The 16116-nt window shown below is 58.4% G+C and carries 22 protein-coding genes; 12 read left to right on the forward strand and 10 right to left on the reverse strand.

Features of this window, described 5'->3' with window-relative positions:
* The first annotated feature begins 213 nt into the window (after positions 1-213).
* The 5 genes from VD17_RS04670 to VD17_RS04690 are packed head-to-tail and all read left to right on the forward strand — an operon-like array spanning position 214 to position 3971.
* Positions 214-621, forward strand: a complete 408-nt coding sequence (locus tag VD17_RS04670; protein WP_046052879.1) for a hypothetical protein — start codon at positions 214-216, stop codon at positions 619-621.
* Complete coding sequence (locus VD17_RS04675; protein WP_046052880.1) at positions 602-1978, forward strand: class II fumarate hydratase; 1377 nt, start codon at positions 602-604, stop codon at positions 1976-1978. The genes VD17_RS04670 and VD17_RS04675 overlap by 20 nt, the downstream gene beginning before the upstream one ends.
* A gap of 27 nt (positions 1979-2005) precedes the next feature.
* Positions 2006-2434 carry a hypothetical protein gene (locus tag VD17_RS04680; protein ID WP_046052881.1) on the forward strand — a complete coding sequence of 143 codons (429 nt, stop codon included), beginning with the start codon at positions 2006-2008 and terminating at the stop codon, positions 2432-2434.
* 1 nt (position 2435) lies between these two features.
* Positions 2436-3047 carry a superoxide dismutase gene (locus VD17_RS04685; protein ID WP_046052882.1) on the forward strand — a complete coding sequence of 204 codons (612 nt, stop codon included), beginning with the start codon at positions 2436-2438 and terminating at the stop codon, positions 3045-3047.
* A 30-nt stretch (positions 3048-3077) separates the two neighbouring features.
* The gene (locus VD17_RS04690) at positions 3078-3971 is read left to right on the forward strand and encodes a ZIP family metal transporter (protein WP_046052883.1); all 894 of its coding nucleotides are present in this window, start codon (positions 3078-3080) and stop codon (positions 3969-3971) included.
* Positions 3972-4076: 105 nt separating this feature from the next.
* On the opposite strand, the gene VD17_RS04695 is transcribed toward VD17_RS04690, so the two are convergent.
* The 10 genes from VD17_RS04695 to VD17_RS04740 form a co-directional block, all read right to left on the reverse strand.
* A complete protein-coding gene (locus VD17_RS04695; protein ID WP_033058002.1) occupies positions 4077-4352 on the reverse strand; it encodes an HPr family phosphocarrier protein in 276 nt (91 codons plus the stop codon).
* 15 nt (positions 4353-4367) lie between these two features.
* The gene (gene rapZ / locus VD17_RS04700; protein ID WP_046052884.1) at positions 4368-5225 is read right to left on the reverse strand and encodes an RNase adapter RapZ; all 858 of its coding nucleotides are present in this window, start codon (positions 5223-5225) and stop codon (positions 4368-4370) included.
* A gap of 2 nt (positions 5226-5227) precedes the next feature.
* Positions 5228-5692, reverse strand: coding sequence for a PTS IIA-like nitrogen regulatory protein PtsN (gene ptsN / locus VD17_RS04705; RefSeq protein WP_008150761.1), 465 nt, complete (start codon positions 5690-5692; stop codon positions 5228-5230).
* A gap of 12 nt (positions 5693-5704) precedes the next feature.
* Positions 5705-6013, reverse strand: coding sequence for a ribosome hibernation-promoting factor, HPF/YfiA family (gene hpf / locus VD17_RS04710; RefSeq protein ID WP_007941242.1), 309 nt, complete (start codon positions 6011-6013; stop codon positions 5705-5707).
* A gap of 74 nt (positions 6014-6087) precedes the next feature.
* Positions 6088-7581: an RNA polymerase factor sigma-54 gene (locus VD17_RS04715; RefSeq protein ID WP_033053633.1), complete on the reverse strand. Its 1494-nt coding sequence runs from the start codon at positions 7579-7581 to the stop codon at positions 6088-6090.
* Between the two features lie 184 nt (positions 7582-7765).
* Positions 7766-8491 carry an LPS export ABC transporter ATP-binding protein gene (gene lptB / locus VD17_RS04720; protein WP_046052885.1) on the reverse strand — a complete coding sequence of 242 codons (726 nt, stop codon included), beginning with the start codon at positions 8489-8491 and terminating at the stop codon, positions 7766-7768.
* On the reverse strand, positions 8491-9039 hold the full coding sequence (gene lptA, locus VD17_RS04725; protein WP_046052886.1) for a lipopolysaccharide transport periplasmic protein LptA: 549 nt from the start codon (positions 9037-9039) through the stop codon (positions 8491-8493). The genes lptB and lptA overlap by 1 nt, the downstream gene beginning before the upstream one ends.
* On the reverse strand, positions 9026-9598 hold the full coding sequence (gene lptC / locus VD17_RS04730) for an LPS export ABC transporter periplasmic protein LptC (protein ID WP_046052887.1): 573 nt from the start codon (positions 9596-9598) through the stop codon (positions 9026-9028). The genes lptA and lptC overlap by 14 nt, the downstream gene beginning before the upstream one ends.
* Positions 9599-9605: 7 nt before the next feature.
* The gene (locus tag VD17_RS04735) at positions 9606-10130 is read right to left on the reverse strand and encodes a KdsC family phosphatase (RefSeq protein ID WP_046052888.1); all 525 of its coding nucleotides are present in this window, start codon (positions 10128-10130) and stop codon (positions 9606-9608) included.
* Positions 10130-11104 carry a KpsF/GutQ family sugar-phosphate isomerase gene (locus tag VD17_RS04740; protein ID WP_008150750.1) on the reverse strand — a complete coding sequence of 325 codons (975 nt, stop codon included), beginning with the start codon at positions 11102-11104 and terminating at the stop codon, positions 10130-10132. The genes VD17_RS04735 and VD17_RS04740 overlap by 1 nt, the downstream gene beginning before the upstream one ends.
* A gap of 276 nt (positions 11105-11380) precedes the next feature.
* Between VD17_RS04740 and VD17_RS04745 the strand changes: the two genes are divergently transcribed.
* The 7 genes from VD17_RS04745 (at position 11381) to murA (ending at position 16065) form a co-directional block, all read left to right on the forward strand.
* Positions 11381-12190: an ATP-binding cassette domain-containing protein gene (locus VD17_RS04745; RefSeq protein ID WP_033057984.1), complete on the forward strand. Its 810-nt coding sequence runs from the start codon at positions 11381-11383 to the stop codon at positions 12188-12190.
* A complete protein-coding gene (gene mlaE / locus VD17_RS04750; RefSeq protein ID WP_008150745.1) occupies positions 12190-12987 on the forward strand; it encodes a lipid asymmetry maintenance ABC transporter permease subunit MlaE in 798 nt (265 codons plus the stop codon). The genes VD17_RS04745 and mlaE overlap by 1 nt, the downstream gene beginning before the upstream one ends.
* The gene (mlaD, locus tag VD17_RS04755) at positions 12987-13454 is read left to right on the forward strand and encodes an outer membrane lipid asymmetry maintenance protein MlaD (RefSeq protein ID WP_033057979.1); all 468 of its coding nucleotides are present in this window, start codon (positions 12987-12989) and stop codon (positions 13452-13454) included. The genes mlaE and mlaD overlap by 1 nt, the downstream gene beginning before the upstream one ends.
* 11 nt (positions 13455-13465) lie before the next feature.
* Complete coding sequence (locus VD17_RS04760) at positions 13466-14122, forward strand: MlaC/ttg2D family ABC transporter substrate-binding protein (RefSeq protein ID WP_046052889.1); 657 nt, start codon at positions 13466-13468, stop codon at positions 14120-14122.
* A complete protein-coding gene (locus VD17_RS04765; protein ID WP_046052890.1) occupies positions 14119-14424 on the forward strand; it encodes an STAS domain-containing protein in 306 nt (101 codons plus the stop codon). The genes VD17_RS04760 and VD17_RS04765 overlap by 4 nt, the downstream gene beginning before the upstream one ends.
* 113 nt (positions 14425-14537) lie before the next feature.
* Positions 14538-14777: a BolA family protein gene (locus VD17_RS04770; RefSeq protein WP_046052891.1), complete on the forward strand. Its 240-nt coding sequence runs from the start codon at positions 14538-14540 to the stop codon at positions 14775-14777.
* 22 nt (positions 14778-14799) lie between these two features.
* Positions 14800-16065, forward strand: a complete 1266-nt coding sequence (gene murA, locus VD17_RS04775; RefSeq protein WP_046052892.1) for a UDP-N-acetylglucosamine 1-carboxyvinyltransferase — start codon at positions 14800-14802, stop codon at positions 16063-16065.
* The last annotated feature ends 51 nt before the right edge of the window (positions 16066-16116 follow it).

Genomic DNA, 16116 nt, shown 5'->3' on the forward strand with positions numbered 1-16116 from the left:
AACGGGTGGCGCGCCTTTTTTATGCGCCTTGCGCAGCCCCCTGTGGGAGCGAGCTTGCTCGCGATGGCGGTGTACCCATCAACAAAGATGCTGAATGTTATCCCGCTTTCGCGAGCAGGCTCGCGCCCACAGGGGTTTGTTGTGATCTTCCGGGGTTGTGTTGGTTCTCATTATCATCTAATAATAAATCTCATTACCGAATGAGCCCGGATCATGAGTTCTGCCTTGCACGAGCAGCCTTACCTCGAAAGCTGGCGCTGGATGAGTCGCCAGATCCGTTGCGCGATGGACCCTGACGAGCCTCGCCTGATCGAACATTACCTGGCCGAAGGTCGGTATCTCGCCTGTTGCACGGCAACCCCTCCCTGGACCATCGCCGAAACGTCGTTCCGCCTGTTACTCGACACCGCCGCCGATGTTGCGCTGCCCTGGCACTGGCGCACCTTTTGTCTGGACCAAGCCTGGCGGCCGTTGCGCGATCTGGAACGCCTCTCTCTATGCAAGTGCCGCCTCAAGCGCTGGCAGAGCTACGCCTGGCAACTGGCGACCTGCGAGTTGCAGCCCTCGATTCCTCTCATAGAACTGGTGCAAGGATTTTCTGATGAACAAGACTCGTATTGAGCGCGACAGCATGGGTGAGCTTCAAGTGCCGGTGGACGCCCTCTACGGCGCGCAGACCCAGCGCGCGGTGGATAACTTTCCCATCAGTGGCAAGCCGATGCCGGTGCAGTTTATCCGCGCGCTGATCCTGGCCAAGGCCGCCGCTGCCCGAGCCAACGTCGAGCTCGAGCAAATCAGCGAATCCCAGGGCACAGCCATCGTCGATGCGGCGCTGGGTCTGCTCCAAAGCGACTTCATGCAGCATTTTCCGGTGGATATCTTCCAGACCGGTTCCGGCACCAGTTCCAACATGAACGCCAACGAAGTGATCGCCACCTTGGCCAGCCGCCTGCTCGGCGAGCCGGTGAACCCCAACGATCACGTCAATTGCGGCCAAAGCAGCAACGACATCATCCCGACCACCATCCATGTCAGTGCTGCGTTGGCGTTGCACGAGCAATTGTTGCCGGCGCTGGTGCGTCTGGTTCAGGTGATCGAGCGCAAGGCCGAAGAGGTTCATCACCACGTCAAAACCGGTCGCACTCACTTGATGGACGCGATGCCGGTGCGCATGAGCCAAGTGCTCAACGGTTGGGCGCAGCAGCTCAAGGCCAACATCGGTCATCTGCAGGATCTGCTGCCGAGTCTGCAATCCCTGGCTCAGGGCGGCACGGCAGTGGGCACCGGAATCAACGCTCATGCGCAATTCGCGGCGCGTTTCAGTGAGCAACTGAGCAAGCTGACCCAGGTGCAATTCCAGCCGGGTGAGGATCTGTTTGCGCTGATCGGCTCTCAGGACACGGCGGTCAGTGTTTCCGGTCAGCTCAAGGCCACGGCCGTTTCGCTGATGAAAATTGCCAACGACCTGCGCTGGATGAACTCCGGGCCGCTGGCCGGTCTTGGTGAAATCGAACTCGAAGCCTTGCAGCCGGGTTCTTCGATCATGCCGGGCAAGGTCAACCCGGTGATCCCGGAAGCGACCGCCATGGTCGCCGCTCAGGTCATCGGCAATGACACGGTTATCACCATCGCCGGTCAGTCGGGCAATTTCGAGCTGAACGTGATGCTGCCGATCATTGCCCAGAACCTGCTGAGCAGCATCGAGTTGCTGGCCAACGCCAGCCATCTGCTGGGTGAAAAGGCCATCGCCAGCTTCAAGGTCAACGAAGCCAGGCTCAAGGAAGCGCTGTCGCGTAACCCGATCCTGGTCACCGCACTCAACCCGATCATTGGTTACCAAAAAGCCGCGGAGATCGCCAAGAAGGCCTATCAACAGGGCCGGCCGGTGATCGATGTCGCTCTGGAACACACCGACCTGACACGCAGCCAGCTTGAGGTCTTGCTGAACCCGGAAAAACTCACCGCAGGCGGCGTGTAATCACCGCAACCGCTTTGGAGGCTCACCATGGAGCACTGGAAACGCACGATCGAAAGGGCTAATCGCTGTTTCATGCTGGGCGAACTGGTCGATGCCCGCGAGGCTTACTTGCAGGCATTGGCCCTGGCCCAGGTGTTGTTCGAGCGCTGGGCAGATGCCGACGAGGCGGTCGCGGCCTGCGTGATTTCCCACCACAACCTGGCGGATCTGCATTTGCGTCTGAACCAGCCGGAGGAGAGCGCCGAGTACCTGTGTGCCATCCATCAGCGATTGTTGCAGACCATGCAGGACCCACGACTGGCGCCGGCCCTGCGTGAAGCAGCGTTGCGCCAGAGCAGCAAAACCTACGTCGAGCTGCTGAATTTCATCAGCGAACACGGCGAATACCCGCGTACGCATCGATTGCTGCACATCGATGCCACCTCGCCTGCGCCCCTACATCATGGAGTTCATTGAAATGGCTTTTACCTTGCCTGCCTTGCCCTACGCCTACGATGCCCTGGAACCGCACATCGATGCGCAGACCATGGAAGTCCACTACACCAAACACCACCAGACCTACATCAACAACCTCAACGCTGCGGTGGAAGGCACCGAGTTTGCCGAGTGGCCGGTGGAAAAACTGGTGTCAGCTGTCCAGCAACTGCCGGAGAAGCTGCGCGCGGCGGTGATCAATCAGGGCGGCGGGCATGCCAACCATTCGCTGTTCTGGAAAGTGATGGCGCCCAACGGCGGCGGCAATCCTGAAGGCTCCCTGGCTGAGGCGATCGATGAGCAACTGGGCGGTCTGAGCAGTTTCAAGGAGGCCTTCACCAAAGCCGCGCTGACTCGTTTCGGTAGCGGCTGGGCGTGGCTCAGTGTGACGCCGCAAAAGACACTGGTCGTTGAAAGCAGCGGTAATCAGGACAGTCCATTGATGAGCGGCAATACACCAATCCTCGGCCTGGATGTCTGGGAGCACGCGTATTACCTGCAATACCAGAACCGTCGCCCGGAATACATCAACGCGTTCTACAACGTGATCAATTGGCCTGAAGTCGCTACGCGCTATCAGGCTGCACTGGTTTAAGACTTCTGCAAAAACAATCCAAGGCTGGCTATGGGCACTGAAACACTGGCGATCGGAAGTGGACGATTGTTTCGTTACGCATTCGGGTCGCTGTTACTGCTGGCAGGCATGACGTTATTGGTTGCCCAAGGCTTGGCGTGGCTGGACCTCGAGCCGAAACTGCTGCGCGCGCTGCAAGGCGGGGCGATCTGCGCCTTGGGCACTGCCTTGGGCGCGGTGCCCGTTCTGGTGATTCGACGGATGCCCCAGGCGGTCAGCGATACGCTACTCGGCTTTGGGGCCGGGGTGATGCTCGCGGCGACAGCGTTTTCGTTGATCGTTCCGGGGATCTCTGCCGCTGAAAACCTCGGGCTGACGCCTTGGGCGGCCAGCGGACTGATCAGTTTCGGCATCATGCTGGGTGCGTTTGGATTGTTCCTGGTTGATCGCAAGGTGTCGGGTGCGTCGCCGGAAATGCTCGTAGGCACGCTGGAACGACCGGTCATCCCGCCGCGAATCTGGTTATTTGTGTTTGCGATCATCGCCCACAACATCCCCGAAGGCATGGCGGTCGGTGTGTCGGCGGGGGGTGGTATGCCCGACGCCGATAGCCTGGCCATGGGCATCGCCTTGCAGGATGTGCCGGAAGGTCTGGTGATCGCGCTGGTACTGGCCGGGGCAGGGATGTCGCGGGTCAAGGCGTTCCTGATTGGTGCTGCGTCAGGGTTGGTCGAGCCGGTCTTCGCGTTGTTGTGTGCCTGGCTGGTGAGCCTGGCCGAATTGTTGTTGCCCTTGGGTTTGGCACTGGCGGCCGGGGCGATGTTGCTGGTGGTCACCCATGAAGTCATCCCCGAGTCGCGCCGCAATGGTCACGACAAGCTTGCAAGTCTTGGGTTGCTGATCGGGTTTTGCTTGATGATGGTGATGGATACAGCGCTCGCTTGAAACAGGATCAAAGGATCGCAGCCTCGTTTCACTCGACAGCTCCTACAGGCCTACGCTGATCTCTGTAGGAGCTGTCGAGTGAAACGAGGCTGCGATCTTTTGACCTTACTCGCCTTCGCCGAAGTAGTCATTGATCAAATTCACCAATGCTTGCAGCGCCTCATCAGCCTGTTCACCTTCGGTGCTCAGGTGGATTTTGGTGCCCTTGCCCGCAGCGAGCATCATCATTGCCATGATGCTTTTTCCGTCGACCGTGGATTCCGGCGTGCGTCCTACTCTGATCGTGCAATCCTTGAACTCACCGGCGACGCCAACGAATTTTGCAGAAGCGCGGGCATGCAGGCCCAGCTTGTTGATGATTTCAATTTCCAGAGCAGGCATCGCGGTGTGAATCCTTTAGCTGAGGTCGCGGTGGCGAACCTGGACGTTCTTCAGGGATTTTTGCAGGGCCTGGCCCAGACGTTCGGTCAGGTAGACGGAGCGGTGATGGCCGCCGGTGCAACCAATGGCAATGGTGACATAAGCGCGGTTGCTGGCGGCGAAGCGTGGTAGCCACTTGAACAAGTAGGTGGAGATGTCCTGGAACATCTCTTCGACGTCCGGCTGTGCCGCCAGGTACTCGGCAACCGGCTGGTCGAGCCCGGATTGATCGCGCAACTCTGGCTTCCAGTAAGGGTTCGGCAGGCAGCGCACGTCGAACACCAGATCAGCGTCCACCGGCATGCCACGCTTGAAGCCGAAAGACTCCACCAGGAACGCCGTACCGGGTTCCGGCTGGTTCAGCAGGCGCAGCTTGATGGTATCTCGCAGCTGATACAGGTTCAGGTTGGTGGTGTTTACTTTGAGATCGGCGAGGTCGGCAATCGGCCCGAGCAGGGCGGTCTCATCGTCGATGGCTTCGGCCAGCGAGCGATTGGCATTGCTCAGCGGGTGACGGCGGCGGGTTTCCGAGAAACGTTTGAGCAAGGTTTCTTCGTCGGCGTCCAGATAAAGCACATCACACTGGATATGCCGGCTGCGCACTTCTTCCAGCAGTTCGGGAAACCGCGACAGGTGACTCGGCAAGTTGCGCGCATCGATGGATACGGCAACCAGCGGTTGCGCCAGCTCGGTGTGAATCAATGCGCGTTCGGCCAGTTCCGGCAGCAAGCCGGCGGGCAGGTTGTCGATGCAGTAGTAGCCGTTGTCCTCGAGAACATCGAGTGCGGTACTTTTACCTGAGCCTGAGCGGCCACTGACGATGATCAAGCGCATGATTAATGACCGTTTTGCTCGTCCAGGACAACCTGATACAAGGCTTCATTGCTCGGGGCGCTGCGCAGTTTTTCGCGCACTTCCTTGCGATCGAGCATGCTGGCAATCTGGCGCAGTAACTCCAGGTGCGCATCGGTAGCGGCTTGCGGGACCAGCAGAACGAACAGCAGGTCAACCGGGGCGCCGTCGATGGCGTCGAAATCGATGGGTGCATCAAGGTGCATCAGGGCGCTGATGGGCGAGGTGCAGCCCTTCAGGCGGCAGTGGGGAATGGCGATGCCATTGCCAAAACCGGTTGAGCCGAGTTTTTCACGGGCAATCAGAGCCTCGAAGACATCTTGCATCTCCAGATCCGGAACTTCTTTGTGGATAAGGTTGGCAATTTGCTCGAGGGCTTTCTTTTTACTGCCGCCCGGCACGTTCACGAGGGAACGGCCGGGGGTCAGGATGCTTTCAAGTCGGATCATGGGTTGGGAGTGTTAACGACCGGTCGCGCCCTGGAGGAGGCTTTGGGTCTTTTCCTTATGCTTTTTGAGTTGTTTATCCAGCTTGTCGGTCAGTGCGTCGATCGCCGCGTACATATCGGTATGTTCCGCGTTTGCGACCACTTCATTGCCGGGAATATGCAGCGTGGCTTCGATTTTCTGCTTGAGTTTTTCGACGGTCATCGTGACTTGCACGTTGGTGATCTTGTCGAAATGCCTCTCTAATCGTTCGAGTTTTTCGCCGATGTAGGTGCGAAGAGGTTCGGTCACTTCCAGTTGGTGTCCACTGATGTTGACTTGCATACAGCTTCTCCTTCGTTGCCAGTGCATAAAGCGGCAGGCAGAAATGCCTGCCACTGGAACGCTGTGGCGTGGCTCTACATCAACCGCTTACGTTCGCTCGAAGGCGCGATCCCGAGGGATTCGCGGTACTTGGCGACGGTGCGGCGAGCCACCTGAATGCCTTGTGCCTCCAGTAAACCAGCGATCTTGCTGTCACTCAACGGCTTTTTCTGATTTTCCGCGGCAACCAGTTTTTTGATGATCGCGCGGATCGCCGTGGACGAGCATTCACCGCCCTCGGAGGTGCTGACGTGGCTGGAGAAAAAGTATTTCAGTTCATATATGCCCCGTGGGGTATGCATGAATTTCTGCGTGGTCACCCTTGAAATCGTCGACTCGTGCATGCCCACCGCTTCGGCGATGTCATGCAGGACCAGCGGTTTCATGGCTTCGTCGCCGTATTCAAGAAAGCCGCGTTGATGCTCGACGATCTGAGTGGCTACTTTCATCAGGGTTTCGTTGCGGCTTTGCAGGCTCTTGATGAACCAGCGGGCCTCTTGCAACTGATTGCGCATGAAGGTGTTGTCGGCGCTGGTGTCGGCGCGGCGAACGAAACCGGCGTATTGAGCGTTGACCCGCAGTCGTGGCACGGACTCCTGGTTCAGCTCCACCAGCCAGCGTTCATTGTCCTTGCGTACGATCACGTCGGGAACGACGTATTCGGCTTCGCTGGACTCGATCTGCGAGCCTGGGCGCGGGTTGAGGCTCTGCACCAGTTCAATCACTTGGCGCAGTTCATCTTCCTTGAGCTTCATGCGACGCATCAGCTGGCTGTAATCACGGCTGCCGAGCAGGTCGATGTAATCGGTAACCAGGCGTTTGGCTTCGACCAGCCAAGGCGTCTTGGCGGGCAACTGACGCAATTGCAGCAGCAGGCATTCGCCCAGGTTGCGGGCGCCGATTCCAGCGGGTTCGAATTGCTGGATGCGGTGCAGGACGGCTTCGATTTCGTCCAGTTCGATGTCCAGTTCCGGGTCGAAGGCTTCGAGAATCTCCTCGAGGGTTTCGTCCAGGTAGCCCTGATTGTTGATGCAGTCGATCAGGGTCACGGCGATCAGGCGATCGGTGTCGGACATCGGGGCCAGGTTCAGTTGCCACAGCAGGTGGCTTTGCAGGCTTTCGCCGGCCGATGTCCGGGTGGTGAAGTCCCACTCGTCGTCATCATTGCTCGGCAGGCTGCTGGCGCTGGTCTGGTAGACGTCTTCCCACGCGGTATCGACGGGCAGTTCGTTGGGGATGCGCTCGTTCCAGTCGCCTTCCTCGAGGTTATCAACCGTCGGGGCGGTTTCCTGGTAGGAGGGTTCCTGAATGTCAGCGTTGGGTTGCTGTTCGGCTTTGTCGGCCAAGGGGTCCGCGTTATCGAAGTCGTCGCCTTCTTCCTGGCGTTCGAGCATTGGATTGGACTCCAGGGCCTCCTGGATTTCCTGTTGCAGGTCCAGGGTCGACAATTGGAGCAGGCGGATGGCCTGTTGCAGCTGCGGTGTCATCGTCAGCTGCTGGCCCATTCTCAAGACTAGCGATGGTTTCATGGCAGGGGCTTAACACCTTATTCGCCGGCGCACATGCGCCATCCACTACAGGGCGCCGGAGCGCCAAACATAAGCAAATTATATGCCCGAAACTGCAGCGTTTGCCTAGAGCGCTGTAACAATAAAAAAATGTTGATTTTTTATCGAGACAAGCGCCCGAGCAACCAGCCAGACACCTCAGTGCTTACAGGCGGAATTCATGGCCCAGATACACTTCCTTGACCAGGTCGTTGGCCAGGATGGTGGCAGCGTCACCTTCGGCGATCAGCTGGCCATCGTTGACGATGTAGGCGGTTTCGCAGATATCCAGGGTTTCACGGACGTTGTGGTCAGTGATCAGCACGCCAATGCCCTTGGCCTTGAGGTGATAGATGATCTGTTTGATGTCACCCACCGAAATCGGGTCCACGCCGGCGAACGGTTCGTCGAGCAGGATGAATTTCGGGTTGGTAGCCAGTGCCCGGGCGATTTCCACACGGCGGCGTTCACCACCGGACAGGCTCATCCCGAGGTTGTCGCGGATGTGGCTGATGTGGAATTCCTGCAGCAGGCTTTCCAGCTCTTTGCGACGACCGGCCTTGTCGAGTTCCTTGCGGGTCTCGAGGATCGCCATGATGTTGTCGGCTACCGAGAGTTTGCGGAAAATCGATGCTTCTTGCGGAAGATAGCCGATGCCGGCCTTCGCACGACCGTGCATAGGCTGGTGGCTCACATCCATGTCGTCAATCAGTACGCGGCCCTGATCGGCCTGTACCAGGCCGACAATCATGTAAAAGCAGGTGGTCTTGCCGGCGCCGTTGGGACCCAGCAGGCCGACGATCTGACCGCTGTCGATCGACAGGCTGACGTCACGCACGACCTGGCGGCTCTTGTAGCTCTTGGCCAGATGCTGAGCTTTCAGAGTTGCCATTACTGGGCCTTTTGCTCGTCGGTTTTCTTCTTCGGCTGGATCACCATGTCAATGCGCGGACGCGACTCGGTGACCTTGTTGCCCGTCGCGCGACCGGCGCTCGCAAGCTTTTTGACCGTGTCGTAGACGATTTTCTCGCCTTGGGTGACGTTGTTGTCCTTGTCGATGACTTTGGCACGATCGATCAATACGACGCGGTTTTGCGAGGCGTGGTACTGGATGGTCACTCCGTAGCCCTGAACCGGCTTGGTGTCGCCAGCCGTCTGCATTTGCTCGAAGTAGGCCAGATTGCCCACCGAAGTCACCACGTCGATATCGCCAGCCGGGGTGCGGGTGATGGTCACAGTATTGCCTTTAACAATCATCGAGCCCTGGGTAATGATCACGTCACCTTTATAGGTGGCAACACCATTCTTGTCGTCCAGTTGGGCGTCGTCGGCCTGGATGCGGATAGGCTGCTCTTGATCGTTCGGCAGAGCCCAGGCGCTCACGCTTCCCAGTGCTGCGCTCAGACCGAGCAAAATAGGGAGGGTTTTAACGAGCCTCATACTGTCCTCTTACGTTCGATAGCAGGTGTATCCTGCTTTCTTTCAAATACGCTTTCATTCCCTTGCCAGTCGACACACCACCAGCGCCGTCGATTCTAACGGGTTGCTCGGTCTGCGCATATTGCTGCTGCGGGAACACTGTCATGCGGGTGGTGGTAATCAGGGTCTTGCGGTTTTTCTCGTCGAAGCGCGTGATGCGCACCGAGTCGATCAGTTCGACCTGAGTGCCGTCGGGGTTCACTTCGCCGTGCTCGCTCTGGACATGCCACGGAAACTCGGTGCCGCGGAACATGTTCAAGTCGGGATTGGTCAACAGCGTCACTTCGGTGGCTTTCAGGTGTTCAACCTTGTCGGACGTCATTTCGTATTGCAGTTTGCCGTCCGGCAGGTATTGCACGCTGTGGGCGTTGATCGCGTAATAGTCGATTGCGGTTTCATCGATCTTTGCCACCGGCTTGTCGAGGAAGCGTTCCGGGCTGATGTTCCAGTAGCCGACCGCAGCGAATATCGCTGCGATGCAACCGAACACCAGGAATTTGCGAATCTTTTTGCTCAGCATAGTTGGCTCACAGGTACGCGGCGTTTGCCGCATCAAGGCGGCCCTGCGCGCGCAGGATCAATTCGCAGAATTCGCGAGCGGCACCCTCGCCACCACGGGCCTGGGTGATGCCGTGGGCGTGTTCACGGACGAAACTGGCAGCGTTTGCCACCGCCATGCCCAGGCCAACGCGGCGAATCACCGGCAGGTCCGGCAGGTCGTCGCCGAGATAGGCGACTTGCTCATAGCTTAGGTTGAGTTGGGCAAGAAGCTCGTCGAGTACCACCAGTTTGTCTTCGCGCCCCTGGTACAGGTGTGGAATACCGAGGTTCTTCGCTCGTCGCTCGACCACCGGGGTCTTGCGGCCGCTGATGATAGCGGTCTGTACGCCGGCTGCCATCAACATCTTGATGCCTTGGCCGTCGAGGGTGTTGAACGTCTTGAATTCGCTGCCGTCTTCGAGGAAGTACAGGCGTCCGTCGGTCAGTACGCCATCGACGTCGAAAACCGCCAGTTTGATGTTCTTGCCGCGTTGCAGCAGGTCGGTGCTCATCACATTACTCCTGCACGCAGCAGATCGGACAGGTTGAAGGCGCCGATCGGACGGTCCTCCTTGTCCACCACTACCAGCGCGTTGATTCGATGGTCTTCCATGATTTTCAGGGCTTCGGCTGCCAGCATATCGGCCCGGGCGGTCTTGCCATGAACAGTCATGACCTCGTCGATGGTCGTATGGTGGATGTCGATGGTCCGGTCAAGGGTGCGGCGCAAGTCGCCGTCGGTGAAGATCCCGGCCAGTTTGCCGTCGGCCTCCACAATCGCGGTCATGCCCAGGCCCTTGCGGGTCATTTCCATCAAGGCGTCCTTGAGTAGTGTGCCACGTTGCACCTGGGGCAGTTCTGCGCCGGCGTGCATGACGGTTTCCACTTTCAGCAGCAGGCGTCGGCCAAGCGCGCCGCCGGGGTGGGAAAAGGCGAAATCTTCAGCGGTAAAACCGCGGGCTTCCAGCAGCGCAACGGCCAGGGCGTCGCCCATGACCAGCGCGGCAGTGGTCGACGAGGTCGGTGCCAGGTTGAGCGGACAGGCTTCGTGCTCGACGTGCACGTTGAGGTTGACCTCGGCAGCCTTCGCCAGCGGTGAATCAGGGTTGCCGGTCATGCTGATCAATTGAATGCCCAGGCGCTTGATCAGCGGCAGCAGGGTGACGATTTCATTGGTGGAGCCGGAGTTTGACAGCGCCAGGATGATGTCGTCGCGGGTAATCATGCCCATATCGCCGTGGCTGGCTTCGGCCGGGTGCACGAAAAAAGCCGTGGTGCCGGTACTGGCCAGGGTGGCGGCGATCTTGTTGCCGATGTGCCCCGATTTGCCCATGCCGACCACGACCACGCGCCCTTTGCTGGCCAGAATCATCTCGCAAGCGCGTACGAAATCTGCGTCGATACGGGGCAACAAGCCTTGTACGGCTTCCAGTTCGAGGCGGATGGTGCGTTGTGCTGATTGAATCAGGTCGCTGGATTGGCTCATGTCAGAAATCGTATAGCCTGATGAAAAGGCGGCGATTATAACGGTAATGATCGAAACCCTCACGCAAGTTCGTCGCGCTTTGTCATTCCCTGATACCCAATACCCCTAAATAGACGCTTTTACCCCGTCATGTTGCTCAACATGGCCCGGCTTGGGCCTTGGGCGCTTGGCCTTTGCAGTGATATAGTTCGCCGCCAGTTCGGCCTGCCCGGGAGGTATGTGCTTTCGCCAGAAAGTCAGGCGTCCGAGTGAGAGGCTGCATCGCAAGGAGATTAGATGAGTGCCGATAAAGCCTACGCGGTCGAGCTGAAGGGACTGACCTTCAAGCGCGGAACGCGCAGCATTTTCAATAACGTCGATATACGTATCCCGCGCGGCAAGGTCACCGGCATCATGGGGCCTTCCGGGTGTGGCAAAACTACGCTGTTACGGCTGATGGGCGCACAGTTGCGGCCCACCAAAGGCGATGTCTGGGTCAATGGACAGAACCTGCCGAAACTGTCGCGCAGTGATCTGTTCGATGCGCGAAAGCACATGGGCGTGCTGTTCCAGAGTGGTGCGCTGTTCACCGATCTTGATGTGTTCGAGAACGTCGCCTTTCCGCTACGCGTTCATACCGAACTGCCGGAAGAAATGATCCGGGACATTGTCCTGCTCAAATTGCAGGCCGTGGGCTTGCGTGGCGCCATCGACCTGATGCCTGACGAGTTGTCCGGCGGCATGAAGCGTCGCGTCGCGCTGGCCCGGGCGATTGCCCTCGATCCGCAGATACTCATGTATGACGAGCCCTTTGTCGGCCAGGACCCCATCGCCATGGGCGTACTGGTACGCCTGATCCGCCTGCTCAACGATGCGCTGGGCATCACCAGTATCGTGGTCTCCCACGACCTGGCCGAGACCGCGAGCATCGCCGATTACATCTATGTCGTCGGCGAAGGCCAAGTGTTGGGGCAGGGTACTCCCGAGGAACTGATGAACTCGCAGGAGCCACGCATCCGTCAATTCATGACAGGCGAGCCTGACGGTCCGGTCGCCTATCACTTTCCAGCGACGGATTACCGCGCAGATCTTCTGGGGCAGCGTTGATGCGCAAGATTTCACTAATAGAACGGGTTCGCCGGTTCGGCCACTCTGGCATTGACGTGCTGGGAGTGTTTGGCCGTTCGGCGATATTCCTGTTTCATGCCTTGCTTGGCCGTGGCGGCATTGGCGGCGGTTTTGGCTTGCTGATCAAGCAACTGCATTCGGTGGGCGTGATGTCCCTGGTGATCATCGTGGTCTCCGGGGTATTCATCGGCATGGTGCTGGCGCTGCAAGGCTTCAATATTCTATCCAGCTACGGTTCGGAACAGGCGGTCGGCCAGATGGTTGCGCTGACGCTGTTGCGCGAACTGGGGCCCGTGGTCACGGCGTTGTTGTTCGCCGGGCGCGCCGGTTCGGCATTGACTGCCGAAATCGGCAACATGAAGTCCACCGAGCAGTTGTCCAGTCTGGAAATGATTGGTGTCGACCCGCTCAAGTACATCATTGCCCCGCGCCTGTGGGCCGGCTTCATTTCCCTGCCGGTGCTGGCGATGATCTTCAGCGTGGTGGGAATCTGGGGTGGTTCGTGGGTGGCCGTCGACTGGCTGGGTGTCTATGAAGGTTCCTACTGGTCCAACATGCAGAACAGCGTGACCTTTGCTGACGATGTGCTCAACGGCATCATCAAAAGCATCGTTTTCGCCTTTGTCGTGACCTGGATCGCCGTATTCCAAGGCTATGACTGCGAGCCCACTTCCGAGGGGATCAGTCGTGCCACTACCAAGACCGTGGTGTATGCCTCTTTGGCTGTACTCGGCCTGGACTTTATTCTGACCGCCTTGATGTTTGGAGATTTCTGATGCAAAACCGCACCCTGGAAATCGGTGTCGGCCTTTTCTTGCTGGCTGGCATCCTGGCTTTGCTGTTGCTGGCGTTGCGGGTGAGTGGCCTGTCCCCGAGCGCAACCACCGACACTTATAAACTTTATGCGTATTTCGACAATATCGCCGGTTTGACTGTCAGAGCTAAAGTGACCATGGCCGGTGTGACCATCGGCAAGGTCACGGCGATCGATCTGGATCGCGACAGTTTTACCGGTCGAGTGACCATGCAGCTGGAAAAACGCGTAGATAACCTGCCGACTGACTCCACTGCATCTATCCTGACCGCTGGGCTGTTGGGCGAGAAGTACATCGGTCTCAGCGTGGGCGGGGAAGAAACCTTGCTCAAGGAGGGTGCAACCATCCACGACACGCAGTCGTCGCTGGTACTCGAAGACCTGATCGGTAAGTTTCTGCTCAATACCGTTAGTAAAGACGCCAAATGAGGAGCTTTTAAATGATCTCTACCTTGCGACGTGGCCTGTTGGTATTGCTCGCGGCCCTGCCGTTGATGGCTAACGCCGTGGCGGCGCCTTCCGCGCACGAACTGGTACAGGACACCACCAATCGGTTGCTTGCCGATCTGGCGGCCAATAAAGAGAAGTACAAGCAGGACCCGAAAGACTTTTATACCGCACTGGACACCATCGTCGGACCTGTTGTGGATGCCGAGGGCATTTCCAAGAGCATCATGACGGTCAAATACTCGCGCAAAGCCACGCCTGCGCAAATGAAGACCTTTGAAGAAAACTTCAAAAAGGGTCTGTTCCAGTTCTATGGCAACGCTTTGCTCGAATACAACAATCAGGGGATCGTTGTCGACCCTGCCAAGGATGAGTCGGGCGACCGTACAAGCGTCGCCATGACGGTCAAAGGCAGCAACGGCGCGATCTATCCTGTGTCTTACACACTCGAAAAGATCAATGGCGAGTGGAAATTGCGCAACGTGATCATCAACGGCATTAACATCGGCAAGCTGTTCCGTGATCAGTTCGCTGATGCGATGCAGCGCAATGGCAACGACCTGGACAAGACCATCAATGGTTGGGCCGGGGAAGTCGCCAAAGCCAAGGAAGCCAGTCAGAAGCAAACTACCGAGACGCAAGCTCAATGAGTGTGTCGGCCATTCGCATGAGCGAATCCGGCGAGCTGACGCTTAGCGGCATGCTGGATTACCGCACCGGCCCCGGCTTGCGCAAGCAGGGGCAGGCGCTGATCAAAGCCAGCAAGGCCGCTGCACTGGTGGTCGATTGCTCGGCAGTGTTGAAATCCAGCAGTGTCGGCTTGTCGCTGCTGTTGTGCTTCATGCGTGATGCAGAGGCGGCCGGCAAGGCGTTGAGCATCCGTGGGATGCCAGAAGACATGCGCGAAATCGCTCAGGTCAGCGAATTGACCGAGCTGTTGGCGCATCCCTAACCGCATCTATAAAGAAGCCCCCCGTCAGAGTCCTGCTTCGCGGGGTTCGCAGGCGCGGGGCTTTTTTGTATGATGTCCGACCCGCGCGCACAGGGCGCCGATTGAGGTTGAGCATGCAGGCCGTAGAAGTGAAGAGCTTTCTTGAAGGAAAGCTGCCTGGGACTCAGGTAGAAGTTGAAGGCGAAGGCTGCAACTTTCAGCTGAACGTGATTAGCGATGAACTGGCGGCGTTGAGCCCGGTGAAGCGTCAGCAGCAGATCTATGCCCATTTGAACCCATGGATCACCGATGGCAGCATCCATGCGGTCACTATGAAATTTTTCAGCAGCGCGGCCTGGGCCGAGCGCACCTGAGCCCAAGGGCGTCGAGATTCTTATGGATAAATTGATAATTACCGGTGGCGTTCGTCTTGATGGCGAAATCCGCATCTCCGGGGCAAAGAACTCTGCCCTGCCGATCCTGGCTGCAACTCTGCTGTGTGATGGCCCGGTGACCGTGGCCAACCTGCCGCACCTGCACGACATCACCACCATGATCGAGCTGTTCGGTCGTATGGGCATCGAGCCGGTGATCGACGAGAAACTCAGCGTTGAAATCGACCCGCGCACCATCAAGACCTTGATCGCTCCGTACGAACTGGTGAAAACCATGCGTGCGTCGATCCTGGTGCTGGGCCCGATGGTTGCCCGTTTCGGTGAAGCCGAAGTCGCACTGCCTGGCGGTTGCGCCATTGGTTCGCGTCCGGTTGACCTGCACATTCGTGGCCTCGAAGCCATGGGCGCGGTCATCGACGTCGAAGGTGGCTACATCAAGGCCAAGGCGCCTGAAGGTGGCCTGCGCGGTGCGCACTTCTTCTTCGACACCGTCAGTGTGACCGGTACCGAAAACATCATGATGGCGGCCGCTCTGGCCAAGGGGCGCAGCGTTCTGGCAAACGCCGCTCGCGAGCCTGAAGTCATCGACCTGGCGAACTTCCTGATCGCCATGGGCGCCAAGATCACTGGCGCCGGCACCGACACCATCACCATCGATGGCGTCGAGCGTCTGCACCCGACCACTTACAAAGTGATGCCTGACCGTATCGAGACGGGCACTTACCTGGTCGCAGCTGCTGTAACCGGCGGTCGTGTGAAGGTCAAGGACACCGATCCGACCATCCTCGAAGCCGTTCTTGAGAAACTCAAGGAATCGGGTGCCGAAATCACCTGCGGCGAAGACTGGATCGAGCTGAACATGCACGGCAAGCGGCCAAAAGCCGTAAACGTGCGCACCGCTCCGTACCCGGCATTCCCGACCGACATGCAAGCGCAGTTCATCTCCCTCAACGCCATTGCCGAAGGCACCGGTGCCGTGATCGAGACGATCTTCGAAAACCGCTTCATGCACGTTTACGAACTGCACCGCATGGGCGCTCACATCCAGGTCGAAGGCAACACCGCCATCGTTACCGGCATCGAAAAGCTCAAGGGCGCGCCAGTCATGGCCACCGACCTGCGTGCTTCGGCCAGCCTGGTGATCTCGGCGTTGATCGCTGAAGGTGACACCCTGATCGATCGCATCTACCACATCGACCGTGGTTACGAGTGCATCGAAGAGAAACTGCAGATGCTCGGCGCCAAGATCCGCCGCGTACCGGGCTAGTTTCTGCTGCATGGGCGCAGGGACGTGCCCTCCATGTGGTGTAACAGCGTC

It is taken from the genome of Pseudomonas fluorescens, from assembly GCF_000968015.1.
In the GTDB taxonomy this organism is placed as follows: domain Bacteria; phylum Pseudomonadota; class Gammaproteobacteria; order Pseudomonadales; family Pseudomonadaceae; genus Aquipseudomonas; species Aquipseudomonas fluorescens_W.

What these genes read in the sequence shown, in the direction of transcription:
- VD17_RS04670 (WP_046052879.1), top strand. Translation starts at nt 214, where the DNA reads ATGAGTTCTGCCTTGCACGAGCAGCCTTACCTCGAAAGCTGGCGCTGG.
- VD17_RS04675 (WP_046052880.1), top strand. Translation starts at nt 602, where the DNA reads ATGAACAAGACTCGTATTGAGCGCGACAGCATGGGTGAGCTTCAAGTG.
- VD17_RS04680 (WP_046052881.1), top strand. Translation starts at nt 2,006, where the DNA reads ATGGAGCACTGGAAACGCACGATCGAAAGGGCTAATCGCTGTTTCATG.
- VD17_RS04685 (WP_046052882.1), top strand. Translation starts at nt 2,436, where the DNA reads ATGGCTTTTACCTTGCCTGCCTTGCCCTACGCCTACGATGCCCTGGAA.
- VD17_RS04690 (WP_046052883.1), top strand. Translation starts at nt 3,078, where the DNA reads ATGGGCACTGAAACACTGGCGATCGGAAGTGGACGATTGTTTCGTTAC.
- VD17_RS04695 (WP_033058002.1), bottom strand. Translation starts at nt 4,352, where the DNA reads ATGCCTGCTCTGGAAATTGAAATCATCAACAAGCTGGGCCTGCATGCC.
- rapZ (WP_046052884.1), bottom strand. Translation starts at nt 5,225, where the DNA reads ATGCGCTTGATCATCGTCAGTGGCCGCTCAGGCTCAGGTAAAAGTACC.
- ptsN (WP_008150761.1), bottom strand. Translation starts at nt 5,692, where the DNA reads ATGATCCGACTTGAAAGCATCCTGACCCCCGGCCGTTCCCTCGTGAAC.
- hpf (WP_007941242.1), bottom strand. Translation starts at nt 6,013, where the DNA reads ATGCAAGTCAACATCAGTGGACACCAACTGGAAGTGACCGAACCTCTT.
- VD17_RS04715 (WP_033053633.1), bottom strand. Translation starts at nt 7,581, where the DNA reads ATGAAACCATCGCTAGTCTTGAGAATGGGCCAGCAGCTGACGATGACA.
- lptB (WP_046052885.1), bottom strand. Translation starts at nt 8,491, where the DNA reads ATGGCAACTCTGAAAGCTCAGCATCTGGCCAAGAGCTACAAGAGCCGC.
- lptA (WP_046052886.1), bottom strand. Translation starts at nt 9,039, where the DNA reads ATGAGGCTCGTTAAAACCCTCCCTATTTTGCTCGGTCTGAGCGCAGCA.
- lptC (WP_046052887.1), bottom strand. Translation starts at nt 9,598, where the DNA reads ATGCTGAGCAAAAAGATTCGCAAATTCCTGGTGTTCGGTTGCATCGCA.
- VD17_RS04735 (WP_046052888.1), bottom strand. Translation starts at nt 10,130, where the DNA reads ATGAGCACCGACCTGCTGCAACGCGGCAAGAACATCAAACTGGCGGTT.
- VD17_RS04740 (WP_008150750.1), bottom strand. Translation starts at nt 11,104, where the DNA reads ATGAGCCAATCCAGCGACCTGATTCAATCAGCACAACGCACCATCCGC.
- VD17_RS04745 (WP_033057984.1), top strand. Translation starts at nt 11,381, where the DNA reads ATGAGTGCCGATAAAGCCTACGCGGTCGAGCTGAAGGGACTGACCTTC.
- mlaE (WP_008150745.1), top strand. Translation starts at nt 12,190, where the DNA reads ATGCGCAAGATTTCACTAATAGAACGGGTTCGCCGGTTCGGCCACTCT.
- mlaD (WP_033057979.1), top strand. Translation starts at nt 12,987, where the DNA reads ATGCAAAACCGCACCCTGGAAATCGGTGTCGGCCTTTTCTTGCTGGCT.
- VD17_RS04760 (WP_046052889.1), top strand. Translation starts at nt 13,466, where the DNA reads ATGATCTCTACCTTGCGACGTGGCCTGTTGGTATTGCTCGCGGCCCTG.
- VD17_RS04765 (WP_046052890.1), top strand. Translation starts at nt 14,119, where the DNA reads ATGAGTGTGTCGGCCATTCGCATGAGCGAATCCGGCGAGCTGACGCTT.
- VD17_RS04770 (WP_046052891.1), top strand. Translation starts at nt 14,538, where the DNA reads ATGCAGGCCGTAGAAGTGAAGAGCTTTCTTGAAGGAAAGCTGCCTGGG.
- murA (WP_046052892.1), top strand. Translation starts at nt 14,800, where the DNA reads ATGGATAAATTGATAATTACCGGTGGCGTTCGTCTTGATGGCGAAATC.